The organism is Vibrio sp. 9-16B-A1 (assembly GCF_056726165.1).
Genome location: NZ_JBSDZD010000003.1, coordinates 133866 through 156105 on the forward strand (window position 1 = coordinate 133866; position 22240 = coordinate 156105).

Here is a 22240-nt window from a genome sequence, read left to right on the forward strand (position 1 = left end):
TGGGGCATGCACTGAAATAAAGAGGGTCAGAGTCAAATTATTTAAAATGACTCTGACCCTCTTTATTTCGAAACAGTGCCTCAGGAGATGACTTTTCATACTAACGTTACTGTTTTTTTATACAGTGATCACGGAATTTAATATCACACAGGATTATGCTACGTCCCGTCTCAATTGATTTAGAGGAACATGAGCATGTCAGGTATCAAGCGTGGTGACGTAAATGAGGAATGGGCACATTCAGGCTATGTTGTTGCCGGGGATACTGTGTACCTTGGTTACTGTGTCGGAAATGTTGGTGATACGGTGGAAGGGCAGATAAACGGGGCATTTGATGATATGGAAAGGAAGCTGCAAATGGAGGGGCTTACACTTGACCACGTCGTTAAAATAGATGTGCTTTTCAGGGATGTTTGGGAAATTCCACTGCTGGAGAAAGTGATCAAAGAGCGGTTTAAAAATGGTTATCCCGCAAGAAAAACCATCTCAACAGATTTCGCTCATAAAGGCGGAGAAGGTGGGCTGCATGTGCAGATTGATGGTATAGCGTATATAGGCAAATAAGTACTAATTTTCTTTTGCCTGGAAGCGATTCAGCAACCCATTGACGGCTGTGAGTGAGCTTTCATTTTAACTGGATCTGCTGTGTTATGGCGTTACACCTTCAATCCTTCTGGCTTGTGGGATTGAAAACAAAATGGAGAACAATCATGAAGTGCGAACCAAGACTGGCAGAGTGCCTCTGCGGAAAAGTCAGCTTGCAGGTACAAAACCCATCCAACAAGTTTATCGTTTGTCACTGCCATACGTGCACGAAATGGAATGGTGGCCCTCAGTTTGCTATGCCGTGCGGGACAGAGGTGGCTGTACGGGGGGAGGAAAATCTTTCAGAGTTCACCTCGTCTCCCTGGGCGAAGAGAGGTTTCTGTAAGCATTGTGGTACACACCTCTACGCCAGGCTGAACCATTCCGGTGAGTACAATATCCTGCTGGGTGCCTTGGGCTTCCCTAAAGATGCAAAACTGGACATTGCTATGCAGTACTTTATCGATTTGAAGCCGGACTATTACACTCTGGACAGTGACAGCCCGGTAATGACGGAAGCTGAAGTGATGGAGAAGTTTGGCCCTGCGTAGCAGGTACGCATTAAGCCGGTATTGGGGGACGCAGGTGCCCCTGTGCTGTACTTAGGTTTAAGCGCAGGCTCTGTTGTTCTTCCACAAAAATGCCCCACGAGTTAATCCAGTGCACGCTTCAACCCCGATACATAGCCAGGGTAGTCTGAAATATCATTGTGGCCTGCGCGGGTAATGACAAACACCTCCGCTAACTGATCGCCAAATTCAGCGATCAGCTGGTCGGTTCTCGCCCGTGGGATCACCCGGTCCTTTTCGGCAACGAAGATATAGGTTTGAGCCGTAATATCTTTTACCCGGTCTGATGACAGGTATCTGTCTTTGATCAACCAGGAAACCGGAAACATCCAGTAAGCGTCTTTTGCGACGTTTTCAACGCTGTCAAATGGGGTGACCAGGATAAGCTTGTCCACCTGCCGGTTAGCCGCCACGTATGTGGCGATACCTGAACCAAGGCTCCGGCCCATCAGGGAGACTGAATCATGTCTGTTTTTGACGGACTCAAATATCTGCAGAGCATCGGTGTATAAAGCTTTTTCAGTCGGAGAACCTGAATTATTGCCATAACCCCGGTAAGGGATCAGGTAGACAGTGTAGTGTGGGATCACCGTTTTGAAGAACGGGATATTGGCTTCGATACTTTCTGCGTTCCCGCCGTAATAGATTAACGCCCTGGGCTGCCCTTCATTCAGCGTCCAGCCTGAAAGCTGTGTGCCATCAACAATGAAGGTGGTGTTCATCCCGCCATAGACATCACTCGCCGACCGGGGGAAGTACATCAACTGGCGCTGAAAGGCATACATAGCAAGAGCGAGAAGTGCGTAAAATACTATGAAGGTAACGAACATATTTTTCATTCCCGCCTCCCGTCCGGCCTGAACTTATACCAATAGCAGACGAACGCATAAATAGCGATGTTGATCCCCAAAGCTGCAATGCCGAGTAAAACCTGCACCTCAAAGTGCAGCTCAGCCGGATAAATGACAGGAATGATATAGTGCTCGACAAAGCCACCCGGATAACCTTCGCTGCCTGCCGCCTGTCTTAACTGGTTTTCCAGTGGTGTTAAAGGGCAGATCCAGCCTTTGAAACTGAGCACCGTAACCCATAGTGCGGCAGGGATATGGACAAACAGCATCCAGGCACGCCATCGTACCAGCGCGCCTCCGAGCAGGGCGAAGATGATAAACAGAAGGTGGAGCAATACGACAAAATCTGCCAGTACCCGATAAACCATAAGCCATGCCTCCTTCCTCAAATCAAACATAGCTTATTCAGGCGATATCTGTTCTTCACCCGGAGGCTAAAATGATCACCTGAATGTTTTATTAGTTCATATTCGCAATGGTAATATTCCCCGGTAGCGAACATTGAGGGATAACAATTTGAATAATAAGAACGTACGTTGGGGTATTGCAGGGCTGGGTAAAATTGCACATCGCTTTGTTACAGACCTGACAATGCAAGTTGGAAACGCTGAACTTCATGCTGTCGCAGCGCGGGATAAACAGCGAGCCGACAGTTTTGCTGAACAACATGGCTGCCACAGAAGCTATGGTTCGTACACAGAACTGGCAAATGACGCTGATGTGGACATTGTCTATATTGCTACTATTCATCCATTCCACAAAAGTCTGGTTGAGCTGTTTTTAAATCATGGAAAGCATGTCCTGGTTGAAAAACCAGCCTTCACCAATCTAAAAGACTGGGATGCTATGTCGACGCTGGCTGAGGAAAAAGGATTACTTTTAGCTGAAGCAATGAAGACTGTCGCATTTCCTGCATACCAGGAAATGAAGCAGTTTATTAAAGACAAAAATGTGGAAATTAACGCTATTGAGGCATCATTTGGCAACTGGCATGAGTTCGATAGTGACTGGCACCTGTTTAATCCAAAGCTATGTGGCGGTGCGACTTTAGATGTAGGTGTATACGGTCTTTGGCTTTACGCTGACTTGTGTCAGCTAACCAATACCCCTGTAACGAAACCAACCGTTGAGTACGCTAAGGATAATCTCCAAAGTGAAGTAGATGAAAATGTAGTGTTTACATTTGATGGTCAGATAAAAGGTGAAATCTGCGCATCGATCACGCGTGATCTCAAACGGGAAGCAATCATTCGGGGGCCTGACCTGGAAATCGTTATCCATGGTAAATGGTGGAACCCAAAAACAATCGACATATCATTTAAAGGTGAGCAGACGCAGATTTCAACACCTGTTCGCGGTGGTGGGTTTGGATACGAGATTGAGCATATTTCATCATTGATTCTTAACAGGAAAAATGAATCGGATGTGATGAGTAAAGAAACCAGCAGACAGGTTATTTCTGTAATGGAAGAGTCTCTGATCGAGAATGGCTTTGACTATTTAGCCTGTCCGGCATCTGCAAGCCGGTAACGAACTGTAAGGATAAGTTACACTCAGGAGGGAGCGCTTTCGTCTATCGAAAACGGTGCTCCTCCTGGCATTCATAGGAGCCCATCTCAAACTCCCGACATATCCAGGGGCGGTTCTCATAAATACTGCACATGAACGTTTCCCGGTCTAAAGCTGAGCACCAGCCATCTGCCAGCCTGAGCATTGTCTCTCCGCCCCAGGCATCCCGGCTTATATACTCCTCTGGAACAGAGGTATCTGAAATAATCATAACCTCAAGGCGACAACAGCATGCCTTGCAGTTAGAACAACTGATTTCTGGCTCGATTTCGACTTTGATGGGGATACTCATGGGTGTTTACAGACCAAATGATTTTTCTTCTTGTTGATTTTGCTTTTTTGCGATTACTTTCATGTGAGTATTCCTTAGCTTAGCATGGTCATCAATAAACTTTGAAAGTACCCAGTTTAATTCCCGTGCCTGACAGAATTTCTCCCATCATATTTGACTCGGAAAATGTAAAGTCTAGTTCATGCTGCCAGGAATGAAGCTTTGGAAAGACGTGACGTCTCAGGATATCACTATTGAGTTGATGTATTCTTGCTGACCAGGTTAGCTGTTCATTTTCTAAGTAAAACTCTATCTTGAACATACTCTGCCTGGATGTATGTTTTTGTTACTTGATTTTTTATACCAGTATCGCTGGCGACTTGTTCTTCGGGACAATAAAACTCCTGAATTTTAGGTGTATTGATAATTAGATAGGGAAGCAGGTGTAATGCAAGGTGCATTACACCCAACGCTACTACAGAGCGACTACATTTGATGCCTGAGGGCCTTTTTGACCCTGCTCTACATCAAAGCTTACTTTTTGGCCTTCAGAAAGGGTTTTAAAGCCTTCAGATGCGATTGCGCGGAAGTGTACAAACACATCAGCACCGCCGTTGTCTTGTGAAATAAAGCCGAAGCCTTTAGTTTCGTTAAACCATTTTACTGAGCCAGTTGTTTTAGTAGACATAGATACCTCTGAAAAAAATAATGATATTGAAGCTGCGGGCAAATGCTATTTTAAAAAACTATGATGAGAAGCAATCGCAGGAGCTAAACGAGGGTATCGAAAGGAAACTGGGAGAAGGCTTGTACTAAATTTTCACTAATAGCTCGTTTGCAAGAGCTACGGGCACTATACAGGTTGTCTGGCAAATGAACAGCTTTATTTTTCGGATTCTGCAATCTATTTTTCCGGGCTTCAGATGAACCGGCACAGAAGGAGTGCGCTGTGCCGGTTCAAATGCAGTCAGTACATTTTAAGGCAGGTCAAACACCAGTGCCGTAACTGTTTCCTCTCCAGGATTAGCAAAGCTCAGCTCAGACTGAGCTTCAACCTTAGCTCCGTCACCAGGCATCACCTGCTGCCCGTCCAGTGAGAGCTGGCCGCTGACCTGCTGCACATACACGCTGCGTCCGGTGCCAATCACAAAACTCATGCTCTCTCCCGGCTCAAGGATAAGCTGGTGGAGTGTTGCGTCCTGTTTTATATGCAGCGTGCCGCCACGGCCATCCGGGGTGGCGATGGTTGTCAGGCCCGGTTCTCTGCCGAAGGGTTTCTGCTGATAGCCCGGGCTGGTGCCAAAGGTATTGGGCTGAATCCAGATCTGCAGCAGGTGCAGGTCTTCAGTTTGAGAGGCGTTGTATTCGCTGTGGTAGATCCCTTTGCCGGCAGACATTAACTGAACTTCGCCAACCGGCAGAACCTCGGTATTTCCCGTGCTGTCTTTGTGCTCGATCGCGCCTTTCAGAATGTAGGTGATGATCTCCATATCCCGGTGGCCATGGGTATCAAAACCGGCTCCGGGGCTGATCACGTCTTCATTGATTACCCGCAGGGCAGAAAAGCCCATGTGCCTGGGGTCATAGTAATCGCCGAATGAGAAGCTGTGTTTAGTATCCAGCCAGCCAAAGTTTGCCCGGCCGCGGTCTTGTGCGTGTCTCAGAGTGATCATGCTCGTCTCTCCCTGTGATTGCTTTGATGAGACCATAGTAGGCGCGCCAGCACGGGAAGATAACGGGAATGATTTGACGGGTTAGTTCAGAAAATTTGAATAAGGAGTGAGCAGGGAGTGAGCAATCAAAAGGGGCGGAGGGCCCCTTGCTGCGTATCTGACAGAGAGGTTATGCCGCCGGTTCAGCGGTGCATGTTGTATCTTCTTCCGGAGTCTCTGTTCGGTCGGCCTGGCTCAGCCACTCCAGCACAATCTGGTTAAACTCATCCGGTTTCTCAGTCATCACCCAGTGATGGGTTGGCATTTCAACCACTCTGTTTCCGTCAATAGTCGCCATTTTGTCCTGCCAGGGTTTTGAGTGGAAGTTGCCGACTTTATTGCCACCAAAGATAAACAGAAACGGCACCTGAATATCGAGCGGCTTGGTGCCCAGCGGACGGCGCTTAAATACCGAGCTCCAGCGCCAGTGGTAAGCGTAGGTCATGCCTGAGTGGATAAGATCTGCCGGGGCAGGGGCGTTAAAGAACGCGGCGACTTTTCGTGTCATCCAGTCACCGATGCCACCACCGATGTTCCATGCAGCCATCAGCCAGAGCTGATAGCTCACCAGCACCAGCTTTGCTTTGGTGGAGAGCACCATATCAGGCGAGCCCGCATCGCCCACATCCACCCCGATAATACGTCTGACTTTCTCCGGGTGATTCATGTAGTACTGGTAACCATACACGCAGCCCCAGTCGTGCAGCAGCAGAGTCACCGGCTTACCGTTACTGACAGCTTCGACTATGTCATCAATAAAGCTCAGCATAGCGGCAAGGTCGTAGTATTTTCGCTGATGGGTCTTCTCATACCCGGGAAGGGAAAAACGTACGCAGCGGTAGTGACCTTTCAGGTACTCAGCCTGTGGTTTCCACAGCCGGTAAGTATCCGGCCAGCCATGCAGCATGATGATGGTCTCTTCACCCCTTCCGTCGATGAAAACGTCGTGCCCGTTTACCTGTATTGTCTGACTCATGTTTTACTCCCTTTCAGTATCTTTATTGTACAGCCACTACGCTGCTGAGCTGATCAGCCAGATTACTCAGTTCACTGACCTGTTTTCTGAGCTGTCCGTCCTGCTGTGAAACCCGGTCTGCAACATCACTGATGCTGATGACATTGCTGGCCACGTCTTTGCTGGCGCTGCTTAGTTCGGTGAGCGTGGTGACCTGCTGCTTCATCACTTCTGATAACTGCTCAACCGCCGTCATAGCGGTGCTGACTTCGCTGATGATCCCGGTGATCTCCTGGCTGGTTTTGTTCATTACCTGCTGGCCTGCTTCTACTTCTGTCCGGCTGGTATTGAGTAGCTGACGAATCTCATCGGCAGACTGATTACTCCTGGCGGAGAGCTCCCGTACCTGGTCTGCGACTACCGCAAACCCGCGCCCGTGTTCGCCAGCCCTGGCAGCTTCAATCGCGGCATTGAGCGCCAGCAGGTTGGTCTGCTCGGCAATATTGGTGATAAGGTCGGCCACCACGGTGATCTTCTGGTTAGCCGCATGGATCTTATCGATAGCGCGGGTGGAGTCGTTGAGGCTGGTGATACTGCTGGAAGCCTGCTGGTTGATGGCATCACTGCGCTGTTTAAGCTGAGAAACAGACTGGTCTGATACATGGATATCCTGGGTCATCTGTTTCAGCTGCTGCGAAAGCTGATCGGCGGCTACCGTCTGAGAATCGCAGGTCTGGTTGAGTACGCCGACTTCCGACCTGAGCTGTTCAGACTGGCTGCCGAGGCTGTGGGCGACAGAAGTCAGTTGTTCTGCATTAGTGGTGGCCTGTTTGAGTACCTGACCAAGGTGTTGCTCGCCTTTTTTAGCACTTTCGGTCGCCTGCTCCATCTGTTGCTGGGCAACCATACTGGAGTGCTGGTAGCTCTGCCGTCTTCTCGCGCTGTAGCTCTGAGCGATAACAATGATCGCCAGCGGTACAATCAGCCCGGACCAGGAATCAACAAACTGTTCTGATTCAGAGAGCTGCAGGCTGGGTATCTGGATGCCTTTTAGCTGCAGATAAACCATCACGCAGGAAGCTGCGATAACAACCATACTCCAAAGCCAGGCCAGGCTCAGTTTAGCCGTAAGGAAGAAGGCCACCAGAAGTACCGCAACCCAGAAGCTCTGGGTGGATTCAAGTACACCGCCGCTCTGATAGATAAGGTTGAGCGCGTGAAGCACCATCCCTGAAAAACCGATGTTGGTAGCGAGTGAGCTCTGCCTGAACCTGCCGATCGCCATGGCGGCGATTACCTCTGCAACAATGCAGTAGACTGAGGTGGCAATAAGCGGATTGTGCCCGGCGGCATACCATTTGATCAGACTGTAAACGCCGGTCAGAAAGGAGAGCATAGTGAAGTAGAGAAGGATCTCCACCTGCCAGCGTTGTTGTTCTGACCAGTCATTTGGCTGATAACCAAATAACCGGCCCCATATCACGAAAGGTCTCACGGTAGCAGGCTCCTTATTGCAAAGCGACAGTAGGTCAACGGGTGTTCCTGATAAAATAATTAGAGCTATAACTCTATTGTAGAGTAAATGATCTAATCGAGGTGTTCCGTATCCCTGTTCACATTTTGGCCAACACCTTTATGGCGTGGTGACGGGAGCCGCAGGAGCCAGCAAAGCAGGGCGTTAACTGCCGGATATCCATAAGGCATTTGTGGTTGAATAAAGTGGGCGTGAGCGGGATAGTACGGGTAGTGGCAAATTACACAGTAACCAGCTGTAAGGAATTACTATGATCAACATTGCCTTCTTCAGTACCAAGTCTTACGACCAGGATGCGTTTGAGCAGGCTAAAGCTCAGCACCAGGTCAACTACAACTTCTACGATTTCCTGCTTACCGAGAAAACCGCCAAGATGGCCAAAGGCTGCGAAGTGGTGTGTGCTTTCGTGAATGACGATCTCTCGCGTCCTGTTCTGGAACAGCTCGCGTATCGCGGCGTTAAAATGATCGCCATGCGCTGCGCAGGCTTCAACAACGTTGACCTTGAAGCCGCAAAAGAGCTGGGTATCGCCGTTGCCCGCGTTCCGGCTTATTCTCCGGAAGCTATTGCAGAGCACGCGGTCGGCCTGATGATGACGCTTAACCGCCGTTTCCATAAAGCGTATCAGCGCACCCGGGATGCTAACTTTTCTCTTGAGGGCCTGGTGGGCTTTAACTTCCATGGCTCGACGGCGGGCATTATCGGAACGGGCAAAATTGGTCTGGCGACCATGCGGATCCTGAAAGGCCTCGGAATGAAGGTGCTTTGTTACGACCCTTACCCGACAGACGTGGCAACAGAGATGGGAGCGACCTACTGCGACCTGGATACGCTTATCAGCCAGTCAGATGTTATCTCGCTTCACTGCCCGATGACCAAAGAGAATCACCATCTGCTCAATGCCGATGCGTTCGACAGGATGAAAGACGGCGTAATGATCATCAACACCAGCCGGGGCGAGCTGCTTGATTCTGCCGCAGCGATTGAAGCGCTTAAGCGTGGCCGTATCGGCGCGCTGGGCCTGGATGTGTACGAAAGTGAGAAAGAGCTGTTCTTCCAGGACAAGTCTAACGACGTTATCGTCGATGATGTGTTCCGCCGGCTGTCAGCCTGCCACAACGTGATTTTCACCGGGCACCAGGCATTCCTGACCGTAGATGCGCTGGAGAACATTGCGGTGACCACGCTTGAAAATATTGAAGCGTTCGGTTCTGAGACGAACAACGCGAACTTCCTCTGATAATCAGAAGTTTAAAACGCCCAGGTCAGTGACTTTGGGCGTTTTTTTTGTCCGGATACCCGGACGGATAGTATTGATTTCATTAGCACTTCACTCTGTAATTCTCGTTAATTCAGGGATTTCATCCATATCTTTGTTCTGTTTCAAAAATCACTACACAGTGTGACCCGGATCAGGGTAGTGTATAAATATTGACCTGACTGATGCCCGGTCAGTCAAAAATTCATGCCGGAACTCCCGTACCAGCCAAAGCAGCAATCAGATCTGTGCAACGCAGGCACCTGAAATGGCCGGGGGGATAAGGCTTCTCAGACAGTTGGCAACAGCCTGGCTACTCAAACTCATAAAACGGAACTTGCCAGGCATAAGGAGATGCGATGGAAAAACAGGAAAGTCTTTTTCAGTTTCAAAGAATTACCCGCTTTAATTTCTCAGTCTGGACCGTACTCAGCGGCACACTTCTCGCGCGTACCAGTTACTTTATGGCGTGGCCGTTTCTTATTGTGTTCCTCTACCAGGATTATCAGGCCAGCGCGACCGAGATCGGTGCCATGCTGGCAGGTTCGGCGCTGATTGGCTCGGTCACCGGGCTCTACAGTGGTTATCTCTCCGATAAGTTTGGACGTAAATGGGTGATGGTGGCGGGCAGCCTGATCGCTGCGTTGGCTTATGCGGGGATCGGCGCGGCAGATCAGTTATGGCAGTTTTACGTTCTGGTTCTGATCACCGGCCTGATGCGTCCGATGATTGAAGCGCCGGCCAAAGCCGTGATCAGTGACAACCTGCCGGACAGCAAAGACCGGGAATTGGCGCTGAATATCCGTTACTTCCTGCTGAACCTGGGCGGTGCCATCGGGCCGCTGATTGGGGTGACTATTGGGCTGTCCAGCCCGCAGGATCTGTTCTTAATTACCGGTGCGACTTACCTGGTTTATACCGTGTGGCTGTTTACCGGTATCGAGCGCAGGCCCGCTGCCAACAAACCGGATACCGGTGCGCTGCCAAACTTTCGTCAGACGATGAAAGTGATCAGCCGTGACAACATCTTCGTCAAACTGTTAATTGCCAACTTTCTGATGATGTTTGTCTACGCTCAGCTCGAATCATCCATTCCTCAGGTAATTGTCCGCTCGGGCGCGGCAGAGGCAGCGCAGATTGTGGCCGGGCTGGTACTGGTCAACACGGTGACCATTATCGTCTTCCAGTTCCCTATGCTGAAATGGCTGGAGCACATTCCGCTGTTTACCCGTACCCGGATTGGCATGGCACTGATGGCCGTGGCGCAGCTTGGCTTTATCGCCACACCAGCGGATATGCCAATAGGCTGGGGCATTGCCTGTTTCGTTATGAGTATGGGCGAGGTCATCGCGTTCCCGACCCTGAACGTGCAAATTGACCGTCTGGCACCGCCGCATCTGCGTGGTTCTTACTTTGGCGCAGCGGCCCTGTGTGCGATGGGCTTTGCTGTTGCCCCACTGGCAGGCGGCTTTGTGATTGACGCGCTCAGCGCCAACTGGCTGTTCGGGCTTTGCTTTGTGCTGTGTCTGGTAATGATGTGGCTGTACCGCCGGGCAGAGCAGAGTGAAGATAACGTGGAGCGGGAAGTGGTTACAGAGGGGGGGATGTAGTCTGCCACCACCACGATTTCAGGAGGAACTGTTCACCGTTCCCTCCTGAAATGAGCGTTTACAGATTGGCCACAGATTGAGACCAGTGTCGTTGAAATTGCAATAAATTCAATGTGTTTATTGTTGTATCAGTAGTGCAGTGCTACGGTGATATAAGTGGCAATAAAATTATAAATAACAAAGGAATGATGATGAGCTTGTGGAAAACGGCGCTGTTTTGGGCCGGTATGATGTATTCACTCCTGAGCTTTTCTGCAGAGCAGGAAGCAAAGCTCATTGTGACCAACTCGGCGCAGTGGCCGCCGTTTTCATTTGTGAATGATGAAGGGCAACCCGACGGCATACTGGTAGATTTGTGGGAAGAGTTTGGAAAGCAGACAGGAACGGAGATAGAGTTTGTCTTAACAGACTGGCAGTCCAGCCTGGATCTGATTCGCAACAGGAAAGCCCATGTGCATGCCGGTCTGTATGAGTCTGCCGAGCGCAATGAATACATGGACTTTTCTTCTACCATCAACGTCCCTCTGGCAACCCGGTTGTTTGTCTCTCAAAGGTTCAAGGTTCACAGCATAGAAGAGCTGGCTATTCCTGTTGCAGTAACAAAAGGAGGCTTTGCCGAAGCCTTTATTCGCGAGCATTACCCGTCTGTAGAACTATTACCTTTCAGTAATGGCGTTGAAGCAATCCAGGCAGCGGTTGATGACAAAGTGTTTGCGTTTGTCAGTGATTATCCTGCCGCGATGTATTACCTGCATAAACTGGGAACGCCAGAGCAGTTTTACGTCGCTGAGACTTTGTACCGTGAGAACCTTAAAGCGGCAGTTCCGAAGGGGAGTGTTGCTCTGCTCAGTCAGGTGAATGATGGCCTGGATGCTATTCCCGCTGAGGAGTTTAACCGCGTTATTCAGAAATGGATGTACTCCGAGTCACGCCTGCCCCGCTGGCTGATCCCCGCCCTTGTGGTTGCTGGCCTGTGTATCACTCTGCTGTTTGCATTGTTCTACATCGTGACACTGAAGAGGCAGGTTGAAAACAGAACCAGAGAGCTGGAACTGTTGTCGATTACTGATGGGCTGACTGGCATCTACAACCGAAAGAAGATCGAAAATGTACTGAGCTCCGAGCTGGCTCGCAGCCGTCGCTACGATAAACCGTTGTGTGTAGTACTCATCGATATTGATAACTTTAAACAGGTTAATGACAGATACGGGCATGCCGCAGGAGACGATGTTCTGAAGGACGTTGTTTTGCTGTTAAAGAGCCATATCCGCAAGGTTGACAGTATTGGCCGGTGGGGAGGAGAAGAGTTTTTGATTGTATGCCCGGAATCCCCCCTTTCCGCAGGATTGACAATAGCTGAGAAGCTTCGCTTACTTATTGATAAAGGAAACTTCTGTGTTGAGGAGGGCTGCTCCGGCAGCTTTGGAGTAGCAGAAGTTGAACCAGGCGATTCAGTCAGCAGGATTGTGAAGCGGGCAGATAAAGCTTTGTATGATGCCAAGCGCAATGGCCGTAACAGAGTATGCAGTTATCAGGGAGAGTTGATCCGAGAGGAACAACCCGCTCTGGCAGAGGGCTGAAACGGCCGGTTACTTTGATGGTATTGTGGCGCGAACTTCAGGCGATATTTCGCGCCAGGTACCGGGACAGCAGTTGTTTAGCCTGTGGCTGAACTTGCGATAAAGGCTGAATCGCCATCAGGGCGATGTCTTCGGATCACCACCACCAGGCGGAGCAGCATTGCAACAGCAGCGGCTGTCAGGCCGGTGATAATACCAATCCAGAACCCTTCCTCGGCCATAGCCGGTACGATCTTATCCGTCAGGCCAAGCACCATGCCCAGCGGCAGCGCCAGTCCCCAGTAGGCGATTACCGCCAGAATCATCGGGATCTTGGTATCCTTGTATCCGCGCAGCGCTCCGTTTGCTGAGGTCTGCAGGGCATCACTGAACTGGTAAACAGCAGTAAGTACCAGCAAACCTGCAGCGGTCGCTGATACTGCAGGGTCGGTGGTGTACATCCGGATAATCAGCTCCGGGAACAGCAGGAAGAAACTGACCGAGATAAGCGACAGCAGACCCGCAGTCACAATACCCACCAGGCTGCGGTGAGAAGCGGTCTCTGTTTCTTGCTCACCAAGTGCGTGTCCGACACGAATCGTAATACCGAATGACAGGCTCATCGGGATCATATACGTCATGCTGGAGATGTTTAGCGCAATCTGAGCGGCTGCCACGTTCTCGGCACCAATACGCCCGATCAGAAGGGCAATCACAGCAAAGATGCTGCCACATACGGCGATGTTAAGGCCGATTGGCAGGCCCAGTTTCAGCAGTTGTTTCACTTCCCGCCAAACGGGTTTCAGCTCCCTGAAGTGCAGAATACTTTTGTAGTGATGATGGGTTTTGATATAGCTGAGCAGCAGCGCAGACATCAGCCAGTAAACAAAGCTGGTGGCCCAGCCACAACCTACCGCGCCAAGCGCAGGCATACCGAACTTACCGTAGATCAGAATGTAGTTAACCGGAATGTTGATAAGCAGGCCAATCACAGAGATCAGCATTGGCGCACGGGTATTGTTCATCCCCTCACAGAAACCGTTCAGGGTATAGAAAAACGCAATACCAGGTACACCGACCGCCAGCGCAGTTACATAATCACTGGCAATAGGGATGATCTCAGGCGCCACGGCAAGGCCAAGCAGGATCGCTTCACCCTGCAGCAGGTAGGCAGCAATCAGGGCACTGACAAACGCAGACAGCCACAGCATCTGAATAAACGCGACCCGGATTTTATCCAGTTCCCGCGCACCGCGGTGAAAAGCCACCACGGGCGTCAGCGCCATAATGATACCGCGCAGCAGCAGCGACGCAGGTACCCACAAACTGGCACCCAGCGCGATAGCCGCCAGATCCTCAGCACTGACCTGACCGGCCATAGTGGTATCGACAAAGCTCATAGACTGAGTAGCAAGCTGCATCAGAATGATAGGGATCGACAGGTGTAGCAAAGCGCCCGATTCTTTAAAAAAGCGAAAAAAACGAGAAGATGTGTTTTGCATGGAGTGTTTAAACACCAATATCAATGCACCAGTGGAAGCAGGATAGCGTTGTGCATCGTAGGGTGTGCCGCACAGGCGGGGGTAATATACGGAATTATGTACTGGGGTTCAAGGTGTGAGTTTAGTCACAGGTAAACGATTGGTTTGAGGTCTGTTGGTTGTTTACTGTACTCACTCACCACCCGCCCCCTCAGATATGCATTACCACGCTCCAGCGTGGTAATGCATATCTGAGGGGGCGGGTAGAAAGAAAAGTAGTATAGACCTGATTTGACAAGCACCGTCTCATAAAGTGGGTAACTGTCAGTTCTGAATTAGTTTTTTGCTTTTCTTAGCCAGAAAGGGCACATCATTTTGTGTTACCCAGAATGGTTTCATGTTCTTTTACGATTCGGTCTTCATAGTCTCGATAGCTTTCTAGTAGCTGTATATCAATATGAGAGCTTGTAGGTTGCGAGTACTTTATTGCTGCGCCATCTTTTTTGCGTTCTCGGCTATTCATAAAGAAGGTTTGATATCTTCTCGGGGCAACTCCTTCAAACAATTGAAATTTTACTTTGTCATCTTGGTCTTGCTCAGTTATAGCATCATCATGAAGGTCAACTGCAAGGCTTTTGTCATAGGGTTCTATATATATAACTTTCTTTATACCTGCCGCTACAATGTGGCGTGCACAGTTATGGCAAGGGTAAGTGGTTGAGAATAGGATTTTGTCCGAGCTAGACTTATTATTGTGTCTAGCTAAAGAAACGATTGCATCCATTTCTGCATGAATTGCTCGGGAATACTCAATGAGAGAGCCGATAGGTGTTTTTTCGTTGAACTGTTCTACAGTATCGCTTAACCAAGCTTCATTATTTAATAGCTTATCACCCAAAATGTACTCGAGAGCTGAACGCGTTTCACTTTCTTCAAGGCTTAGTTCCTTAGATATTGCACCTATCGTTTCTGGTGATGAAGTGGTATCTTTCAGTAGCTGACTAACGGCTTTAGAAAGAACGCTTTTTAGCTTCTTAGAGTTCTTCTGTTTGTGGTAATCGTTATAGCATTTTCCACCTTTGTGAATACAACGGTAATCTTTTTTATCGTCTTCAAAGAGATACAGCCCACCACCAGCTTTGGGTACATCATTTCGACCAGTAGCGAGAACTGTACCATCGTCATTTAAAATGGAAGCGCCCACCTGTCTAGATAAGCAACTTGACTGAAGGGAGGCGGAAAAGGCAGAAAACATTCCCTTCTCCTCAATGGTCGGACTTACGCCATTTTTTCCATGTACAAGACCGATGAACCTTTCAATTTTATGTTTCAACTCGCTCAAATGGCTGTGATTATTGCGAATGAAGAAGTCTGCATCTAGTATGGTTTTCGCTGAATGCTGCCCTGCCTTGCTGTTTGACTTTCTATCTCGGTGTATTAAGTCATCGATACCCTTTGGGTTAATACCTTCGTCTCGTAAGTTTCGTTTCCTTTGATTTAAATCTCTTAATGATCCAATAAAATAAAAATTGTTTTGATAGACTAGGCGAAGCAACTCGACTTCGGCAGGATTTTTTAGTTGGTCTATTAAGAAAGCGGTTCTAGGGTTTTCTTTCTCTTCTAACGGAGTACTTTTTGATTTGTTTTTTTCTCTGTACTTGGATATTTCTTTGATAGCAGCTTCAGCTAAGACAGTTTGTCTATACTTTGTCCTTAAGTTATCTCCATAATCTTGTAACTTCACATACCTATCATATGGGTCTGCTGGTTTTTCTTCAGAGCTTAAATCTAAGATCAGATCACTGATAAGGATGTGCTTACAATCGTACCCATATTCTTCTAATGACTCCTCTAGAGCTAGGCGAAGAGACTTTACTCCAGAACCAATTGCACCACAGAAACCAATGATCAGATCATTGGCTTGACGATTCATTATCAGGTCTCTTGGATCTCCTGAACCATTAGTGTTGTTTTTGTTATTAATAGCTAAGGTGTTAATAGGGGAAGGTTTTTTCTGTGGGTGTGCCATTCGTAGAGCTCATCCTTGATAAAGTAATAGGCAATGGAGAGCATATTAATGTATGACACACGTTATTAATGTGAGGTATTACCAAGTTTGCTTGTTTGCACGAGCTAAGATGCGCTCGAGAGCTGACTCATCTTCTTTTTTAGAAGAAAAGCTAGTTAGACTGACGACGTTATCTTTTACGTTGCTGCCTTGAGTGTTTTTTTGCTTGTAACTTTTTGATTTTTCAGGCTTATTCTTTGATATGTCTACAATCATTTCTTCAGTCCTATTCTGAGGAGGGCACATTTTACTTGAAACACAGCTAGAATCAATTGTTCTGTGCACTAGTGAGATTTTCCATTCACTTGCTGTCATTATTGTACAAAAATGATGTTTGGACCACTGAAGAACACCAATTTGAGAGTATGAACACAGTGCATCACTATGAGAGACGAATGATATCGCTCCTTGCTTTTTTATGGATTTGATATTGCGAGCACGTTTTACCGCCTGCTCGTACGATACAAGCCCTGACCAAACCCACCCCAATCAAAGAAAACTCCCTGCACTTCCTCATGAAACAGCGAAACCCGGCTAAGCACACTCTGCAGGCCATTCTGCCCCAGAGGCGTTAGATCACTGATAGGTAAAACGCTATTCACTTTCCGTAATTCAGTGTACTTAACAATCTGTCTTACAAAGCCGCACCCATTTATCTCGACATCCCCCTTTACCTGGCACCCAACCCAACCAAACCACTCCAATTTACAATTTCGTAAGGTTTCGTAAAGGTCGCCGCGCTGGCAATGGTTCTCATTATACTGCTGATATCACCCTGAAAAGTCAGTCAGAACACCATGCAAAAGAACTCTGTACTAATTGCTGCACTAGCAGGTGCGGCCATGTTTTCGTCAGCGGTTATCGCGAGGCCAACGATTGTTCCCGATGCTCCGTCGCTGGGCGCTAAGGGCTATGTATTGATGGATTATCACACCGGGCAGGTGTTGGTTGAGAGTAATGCCCACGAGCAGCTGAACCCGGCAAGCCTGACAAAGCTGATGACCAGTTATGTTGCCGGCCAGGAGATGAAAAGCGGTAATATCAGCGAAGATGACCTTGTCGTGATCAGCCGAAATGCCTGGGCCAAAAACTTCCCCGATTCATCGAAAATGTTTATCGAGGTAAACACTGAAGTGAACATGATGGATTTATATCGTGGCCTGATCATCCAATCGGGTAATGATGCCAGTGTGGCGATCGCGGAACACGTCGCTGGTTCTGAGCGGGCATTTGTGGACCTGATGAACTCATGGGCCAGACAGCTGAATATGGACAACAGTTCTTTTTCCAACCCGCACGGCCTGGACAGCGATGCGCTTTATTCTACGCCTTATGATATCGCCCTGTTGGGGCGGGCTCTGATCAGGGATTTGCCAGAGATCTATTCACTCTATAGCGAACGCTCGTTTACCTATAACGACATCACGCAACGCAACCGCAATGGCCTGCTGGCTGACAGAAGCCTGAATGTGGACGGGTTAAAAACGGGCTATACCAGCGGGGCTGGCTACAGTCTGGCGAGCTCTGCCACTAACGGTAACATGCGGCTGATCTCGGTGGCTATGGGCGCGAAAAGTGCAAGAGTCCGTGAGGCTGAAAGCAAACAGCTTCTTAACTATGGATTCCGGTTTTACGAGACGGTGTCACCACACAAGAAGGGTGACGAAGTACTGAACGAGCAGGTCTGGATGGGCAATGCCGACACCATATCCCTGGGAACGATGAGTGACTCTTATGTGACTTTGCTGCGTAATGAAGCCAAAAAGCTTACCGCCAGCGTGGAGCTGGATGGTGACCTGGTTGCGCCAATCAGCAAAGGGGATATCGTCGGCAAGATTTTCTATCAGGTTGATGGAGAAGATGTCTCTGAAGTGCCTCTCTATGCGCTGGAAAGCGTAGAGCAAGGCAGTTTTTTCAGCCGATTGCTGGACTACATTAAGCTGTTCTTTATTGGATTGTTTAAGTAAGGACTTGTGAAGAGCGGGGTCGTGTTTCTCCCTTTTGCTGGCCAGCAGCAGGGCCTGACCCCAGGCTTTTCCATTTGCTCTTGACTGCTTGTGTCAGCCAGGAGCAAAGTTCTGTGAGTTGATGAAGAGCTACTGTTTTGGCTTAGTCTGCTTAATCTTCATTAATGCAGCCCAAAGAAAGTCTTTACCAAAAAGGGCCGACTCCGGGGAAACTTCTTTCATCCGGCGCAACGAAATGATCTCGAACTCGTGAGAGAAGATATCCCGAAGCTGGCTTTCGGTATAACCCAGCCCACCGCCCATTATACGCTGTTCGTAAACCTCTTTGTCACTCAAGCCAGAGCCGCCTTCTGGTGCAAAGCAGACTAAAGCAAACATTCCGCATGGCTTCAGGCTTTTCGTTACGATATCGACATAAGCCTTGCGTCTGTGTGGTGGGATATGATGAAAACAACCACTGTCGTATACCAGGTCGTATTTCTGGTTTTCAACATCCAGGTCAAAAATGGATTTTGAGATGAACTGTATATCCAGCTTGTCAGTATCAACGCGCTCTTTTGCCCACATAATTGCTTCGTTGGAGAAGTCGACAGCATCAACGGAACATCCCTGCTCAGCCAGGAATGAAGCATTTCGGCCATGACCGCAGCCCAGTTCAAGAGCTTTGCCGGGCCTCAACTCACCCTGTTCAAAACAGGTGACGAGGTTTTCATCTGGCCAATCAACGAAAAAGGGGATTTTCTTATCCCGTTCTGAAAAGAAGTTATTCCACCACTGTTCCTGAGGAGCTTGCAGTAACTCATCAAGCATGAGCAACACATCGTTACTGGAGTAGATAGGAGTAGTTGTCATTTTATTGTCCCATACCGTGTTTTATAGAGCGGAGGTGTGCATGTGACCTTTGCATAAGGTCAATGTATATCCGGTTATGCAGGTGAGAAATTTCAGATGTATAAACAGCAGTAATCTGATTTTTCAGGGGCAGAATCAGGCGTTTTCTCGTAGTCTCTATTTTATCAAAAACGGCATCAGGACACTTGGTTGAACTGACTGGATTAGGGTGTAATGCGTTGTAAAATAGGGTTTTATGCCATGTTTTGGTCGATAGTGTTGTTACTGGATGATGCTCCCTGGCCATGGGTTTTTAGCCTATCTAAGGCGAGCTGTTGCTTCCATTTTGGTAAAAACTGAAAGAAAGACAGGGGATGCATTTTGCCCTTTGTGGACCCTATGTCATGTGCGATTAATTCCTTATGGCGCTTAACCCTTAAGCGCCATTTAAATTACCTTAATCAAAGAAAATCCCGCTGCACCTTCTCATGAAACAGCGATACCCGGCTTAGTACATTCTGCAGGTTCTTCTGCTCCAGCGGCGTCAGGTCATTGATCGGCAGAACGTCATTCACTTTGCGCAGGTCAGTGTATTCAACAATCTGGTTTACAAAGCGCAGATGCCAGATATGGTCGAAGATATACACCATCTCCCTGTATGTCCTGGCGTCAATCTCTTCCCTTGCAAGCAGGCCCTTCAGGCGGGCCATGGTGTTGCTCTCTCGGATATCGTGCTTAAGCGCGTAAATCCGGCAGAAGATCTCCATTGGGCGCAGGCACTCTTTCAGGTTGATGGAAGCGCGGCCTTCGTAGTTTTCGGTCTGGATCTCATCTGCTGCATTCAGTGGGATCCGGTGAGAAAGACAGTTCTCCGCGTAGATAGGCAGGAACTCGGGCTGCTTTTTCAAAAGCTTCTGAATGTGGGACTGAATGCCATACACCAGCGCCGCTTCACCATAAGTAGAACGGATATCAAAGAACACGTTCAGCTCCAGAATTGAATCCGGGGAGGCTTCGTCTATCCAGCGGCCAAAGTTCTCTTCCCACTCTTTCTGGCTCAGGCACCACTGGTGGTTGGAAGCCATGATCAGGCCTTCACAGTAGCTGTACCCTGCCTGGTTGAGCATGGCACATACTTTCTCTGCCAGATGCAGGAAGTAGCGCCGGATTGATTTCAGGTCTGCGTCATCCGGGGTTTTAAATACAATCGCGTTGTCCTGATCTGAGAACAGGGTCATATCATGACGGGCATTACTGCCAAACGAGATGAAGGAGAAGGGCACTGGTGGCTCGCCAATATCCTCGATAGTGAGCTCGATAAACCGGCAGATAGCCGCATCGTAGGTGCTGCCAATCAGTCTGCGCAGGTAGTCCGGACGGGTTCCGGTTTCGATCATTTCACGAATCAGATCCGGCAGCTGGTTGAGGGATTCAACAACCTGACCGTGGTTCTCTCCCTGTTCAATTTCGGTTACAAGGGTGCCGCTCAGAGCCTGGTAGTTAGTGATTTGATTCACCGGGCCAAAGCTGCCGCCGTATATCTTACGGACAATCGGACGGAAAGAGATAACATGCCCCAGCTTCTCAGACAGGAAGATCCTGGAGGTACTCAAAATAATATCAATTTTCTTTCCGCCTTTGGTCTGCAGCTGGGCTTCAAATTCACCCGGTTCACTTTCGTGATTAAACAGCTGCAGAAGGTGGTGCAGTACTTCGGTATTTTGTGGGTTATCCGAGAAAAGTTTTTTCCAGATAGAGTGAGATTTCAGCTCGGTATCGGTATAGCCGAGCAGCTGATGCAGGCGGCTGTTAGAGAAGATGATCTTGCCGTCAGCCTCAAGGATGTAACCTTCATTGGAGGACTCAACCAGAGCACGATAACGATCTTTTGCTTCATGCAGTGCAAGCTCTGCGCGCTTTTTACGATTTTCGATTACTTTGGATTGTGAGATGACATAGGCCATCAACAGTGCCAGCCCAAGGGTGATAGCAAAAAATACCCGGTAAAGAATTCCTTCCAGGCGGTCAATGCCTTCCTGAACATCTTTAAAGTAGACGCCGGTACCGATAATCCATTGCCACTCTTCAATGCCTTCGACATAAGTCATTTTAGGCGCGGTGATCGTCGGGTCATCTTTCCACTGCCACTGGTATTCCAGGTAGCCATGCTGGGACGCTTTAACCAGTTTGGTGATTTCAACAAACACCGGGAAGCCGGTGGTATTTTCACTGTCCCTGTAATTAGTAAGGTCTGTACCGGTTAATTCACTTCGGTAAGGGTGCATGATCATGCGCGGATGCATATCGGTAATAAAGAAATAGTCTTTATTTTCAGAACCGTATCGCATGGCTTTAATATCGGTAGCCGCCTGTTTTTTTGCCTCTTCAAGGCTTAATACACCTCTTTGCTCAAGGGCGACATAACTGTCGACGATACTGACGGCGGTGGACGTCAGCTCTTTAAGCATCTGACGTTTTTGCCCCAGCATGGAATCTTCAACCAGAGGCAGAATTAAATAGATAATAGTGGTGACAAAAAGAAAGATAGCGACGACGGTTGGCAGGACAATTCTGAGATTGAATTTATTAAATGATGGCTGACTTTCCTGCTGTGAGGAACTGAGTCCGCTGAAATAGTCTGCCAGTTCATTCGCATCGAGGACTTCACTGAGTTCTTCACCATGCGCAGCATCATGATATTTAGCGGTAAATGTGCCGTTTTCGAAGTCTGCCCGCGATGGCAGATAACCGTCGTAATCATCCCTTATATGGGTTTCAAAAACGTCCTGGATTTGCTGGTTGGTGTACTTGCCGCCAAACTCTTTGATGGCTTCTGAAAGGGCTTCTTTGCAGTGACGAAAACGGCGGTGATCGTAGGGGTCATAGCCGATGTGTTTGGCCATGGTGGCAGAGTGGTCAGCCCCGTTGTAGTCGAAGAAGCCGTCTATCCACCTGTGTATCTCTTCCGCCCGAACTCCAAACAGTTGTTCTGTACGATCAGCATGGTCAGATATCTTCATTTAGGTCCTTCGTCCCCTGGTTAAATTAACGTTTTTAACGCAATTAAATGCATTAAAACCCTATTTATAAAATCATCAAAAACTGTGCGATGGGTAGCAAGTATTTACAAAAAATCTGCCATGAATATCGATTGCGCTTTGATAAATTAACCCAAATCAATATTTTTAACTAATGGGTTTTTTAAACTTGGTTACATAAAGTGAATGGATTTTAACCGGGGAGGTGATTAGCCTTCCTGTTTTCCCCCACCGGGTAGCCAACCTTCATTTTCCCTCTTTATCGAAAAATAGAGATGTTTGGTAGCGTCTGGGATGTCGTCTCGTACTGGTCGAAGGCCGGTATACCAAGCGCAAGCGGAATCTGAATGGATTTGGTGCCACCCGAAATCCTATAAGGAAT

General features: G+C 48.5%; 19 protein-coding genes. 7 read left to right on the plus strand and 12 right to left on the minus strand.

Annotated features, from left to right (window positions below):
• The first annotated feature begins 195 nt into the window (after positions 1–195).
• Together ACVB80_RS06665 and ACVB80_RS06670 are read left to right on the plus strand one after the other, a co-directional pair.
• Positions 196–564, plus strand: coding sequence for a RidA family protein (locus ACVB80_RS06665; RefSeq protein WP_481080498.1), 369 nt, complete (start codon positions 196–198; stop codon positions 562–564).
• Between the two features lie 146 nt (positions 565–710).
• Complete coding sequence (locus ACVB80_RS06670) at positions 711–1136, plus strand: GFA family protein (protein WP_481080499.1); 426 nt, start codon at positions 711–713, stop codon at positions 1134–1136.
• 101 nt (positions 1137–1237) lie between these two features.
• On the opposite strand, the gene ACVB80_RS06675 is transcribed toward ACVB80_RS06670, so the two are convergent.
• Both ACVB80_RS06675 and ACVB80_RS06680 read right to left on the minus strand, forming a co-directional pair.
• Positions 1238–1993: an alpha/beta hydrolase gene (locus tag ACVB80_RS06675; RefSeq protein WP_481080500.1), complete on the minus strand. Its 756-nt coding sequence runs from the start codon at positions 1991–1993 to the stop codon at positions 1238–1240.
• Positions 1990–2373 (minus strand): DUF2784 domain-containing protein, encoded by a 384-nt coding sequence (locus tag ACVB80_RS06680; RefSeq protein WP_481080501.1) that lies wholly within the window; start codon positions 2371–2373, stop codon positions 1990–1992. Before ACVB80_RS06680 ends, ACVB80_RS06675 begins: the two co-directional genes overlap by 4 nt.
• Before the next feature lie 148 nt (positions 2374–2521).
• Here ACVB80_RS06680 and ACVB80_RS06685 point away from each other — a divergent pair, with 148 nt between their 5' ends.
• On the plus strand, positions 2522–3535 hold the full coding sequence (locus ACVB80_RS06685) for a Gfo/Idh/MocA family protein (RefSeq protein ID WP_481080502.1): 1014 nt from the start codon (positions 2522–2524) through the stop codon (positions 3533–3535).
• A gap of 43 nt (positions 3536–3578) precedes the next feature.
• On the opposite strand, the gene ACVB80_RS06690 is transcribed toward ACVB80_RS06685, so the two are convergent.
• From ACVB80_RS06690 to ACVB80_RS06710, 5 genes are all read right to left on the minus strand, one after another.
• Entirely contained in the window at positions 3579–3866 is a 288-nt protein-coding gene (locus tag ACVB80_RS06690; protein WP_481080503.1) for a YkgJ family cysteine cluster protein, read from the minus strand.
• Between the two features lie 454 nt (positions 3867–4320).
• Complete coding sequence (gene cspE, locus ACVB80_RS06695; RefSeq protein ID WP_481080504.1) at positions 4321–4533, minus strand: transcription antiterminator/RNA stability regulator CspE; 213 nt, start codon at positions 4531–4533, stop codon at positions 4321–4323.
• A gap of 289 nt (positions 4534–4822) precedes the next feature.
• Positions 4823–5518 (minus strand): pirin family protein, encoded by a 696-nt coding sequence (locus ACVB80_RS06700; protein ID WP_481080505.1) that lies wholly within the window; start codon positions 5516–5518, stop codon positions 4823–4825.
• A gap of 169 nt (positions 5519–5687) precedes the next feature.
• Positions 5688–6533 (minus strand): alpha/beta fold hydrolase, encoded by an 846-nt coding sequence (locus tag ACVB80_RS06705; protein WP_481080506.1) that lies wholly within the window; start codon positions 6531–6533, stop codon positions 5688–5690.
• Positions 6534–6555: 22 nt separating this feature from the next.
• Complete coding sequence (locus ACVB80_RS06710) at positions 6556–8007, minus strand: methyl-accepting chemotaxis protein (protein ID WP_481080507.1); 1452 nt, start codon at positions 8005–8007, stop codon at positions 6556–6558.
• Positions 8008–8296: 289 nt separating this feature from the next.
• Between ACVB80_RS06710 and ACVB80_RS06715 the strand changes: the two genes are divergently transcribed.
• The 3 genes from ACVB80_RS06715 (at position 8297) to ACVB80_RS06725 (ending at position 12494) form a co-directional block, all read left to right on the plus strand.
• Positions 8297–9286 carry a 2-hydroxyacid dehydrogenase gene (locus ACVB80_RS06715; RefSeq protein ID WP_481080508.1) on the plus strand — a complete coding sequence of 330 codons (990 nt, stop codon included), beginning with the start codon at positions 8297–8299 and terminating at the stop codon, positions 9284–9286.
• A 377-nt stretch (positions 9287–9663) separates the two neighbouring features.
• Positions 9664–10914 (plus strand): MDR family MFS transporter, encoded by a 1251-nt coding sequence (locus tag ACVB80_RS06720; RefSeq protein ID WP_481080509.1) that lies wholly within the window; start codon positions 9664–9666, stop codon positions 10912–10914.
• Between the two features lie 191 nt (positions 10915–11105).
• Entirely contained in the window at positions 11106–12494 is a 1389-nt protein-coding gene (locus ACVB80_RS06725; RefSeq protein ID WP_481080510.1) for a transporter substrate-binding domain-containing diguanylate cyclase, read from the plus strand.
• A 77-nt stretch (positions 12495–12571) separates the two neighbouring features.
• Here ACVB80_RS06725 and ACVB80_RS06730 read toward each other — a convergent pair whose 3' ends face one another.
• The 3 genes from ACVB80_RS06730 to ACVB80_RS06740 all read right to left on the minus strand — a co-directional run bounded on the left by ACVB80_RS06730 (position 12572) and on the right by ACVB80_RS06740 (position 16238).
• Positions 12572–13975: an MATE family efflux transporter gene (locus tag ACVB80_RS06730; RefSeq protein ID WP_481080511.1), complete on the minus strand. Its 1404-nt coding sequence runs from the start codon at positions 13973–13975 to the stop codon at positions 12572–12574.
• 349 nt (positions 13976–14324) lie between these two features.
• Positions 14325–15983: an anti-phage dCTP deaminase gene (locus ACVB80_RS06735; protein WP_481080512.1), complete on the minus strand. Its 1659-nt coding sequence runs from the start codon at positions 15981–15983 to the stop codon at positions 14325–14327.
• 78 nt (positions 15984–16061) lie between these two features.
• Complete coding sequence (locus ACVB80_RS06740) at positions 16062–16238, minus strand: hypothetical protein (RefSeq protein ID WP_481080513.1); 177 nt, start codon at positions 16236–16238, stop codon at positions 16062–16064.
• Between the two features lie 581 nt (positions 16239–16819).
• Here ACVB80_RS06740 and ACVB80_RS06745 point away from each other — a divergent pair.
• The gene (locus tag ACVB80_RS06745) at positions 16820–17989 is read left to right on the plus strand and encodes a serine hydrolase (RefSeq protein ID WP_481080514.1); all 1170 of its coding nucleotides are present in this window, start codon (positions 16820–16822) and stop codon (positions 17987–17989) included.
• A 129-nt stretch (positions 17990–18118) separates the two neighbouring features.
• On the opposite strand, the gene ACVB80_RS06750 is transcribed toward ACVB80_RS06745, so the two are convergent.
• Together ACVB80_RS06750 and ACVB80_RS06755 are read right to left on the minus strand one after the other, a co-directional pair.
• On the minus strand, positions 18119–18841 hold the full coding sequence (locus tag ACVB80_RS06750) for a class I SAM-dependent methyltransferase (RefSeq protein WP_481080515.1): 723 nt from the start codon (positions 18839–18841) through the stop codon (positions 18119–18121).
• 440 nt (positions 18842–19281) lie between these two features.
• Positions 19282–21840: a DUF294 nucleotidyltransferase-like domain-containing protein gene (locus ACVB80_RS06755; RefSeq protein ID WP_481080516.1), complete on the minus strand. Its 2559-nt coding sequence runs from the start codon at positions 21838–21840 to the stop codon at positions 19282–19284.
• Positions 21841–22240 lie beyond the last annotated feature (400 nt).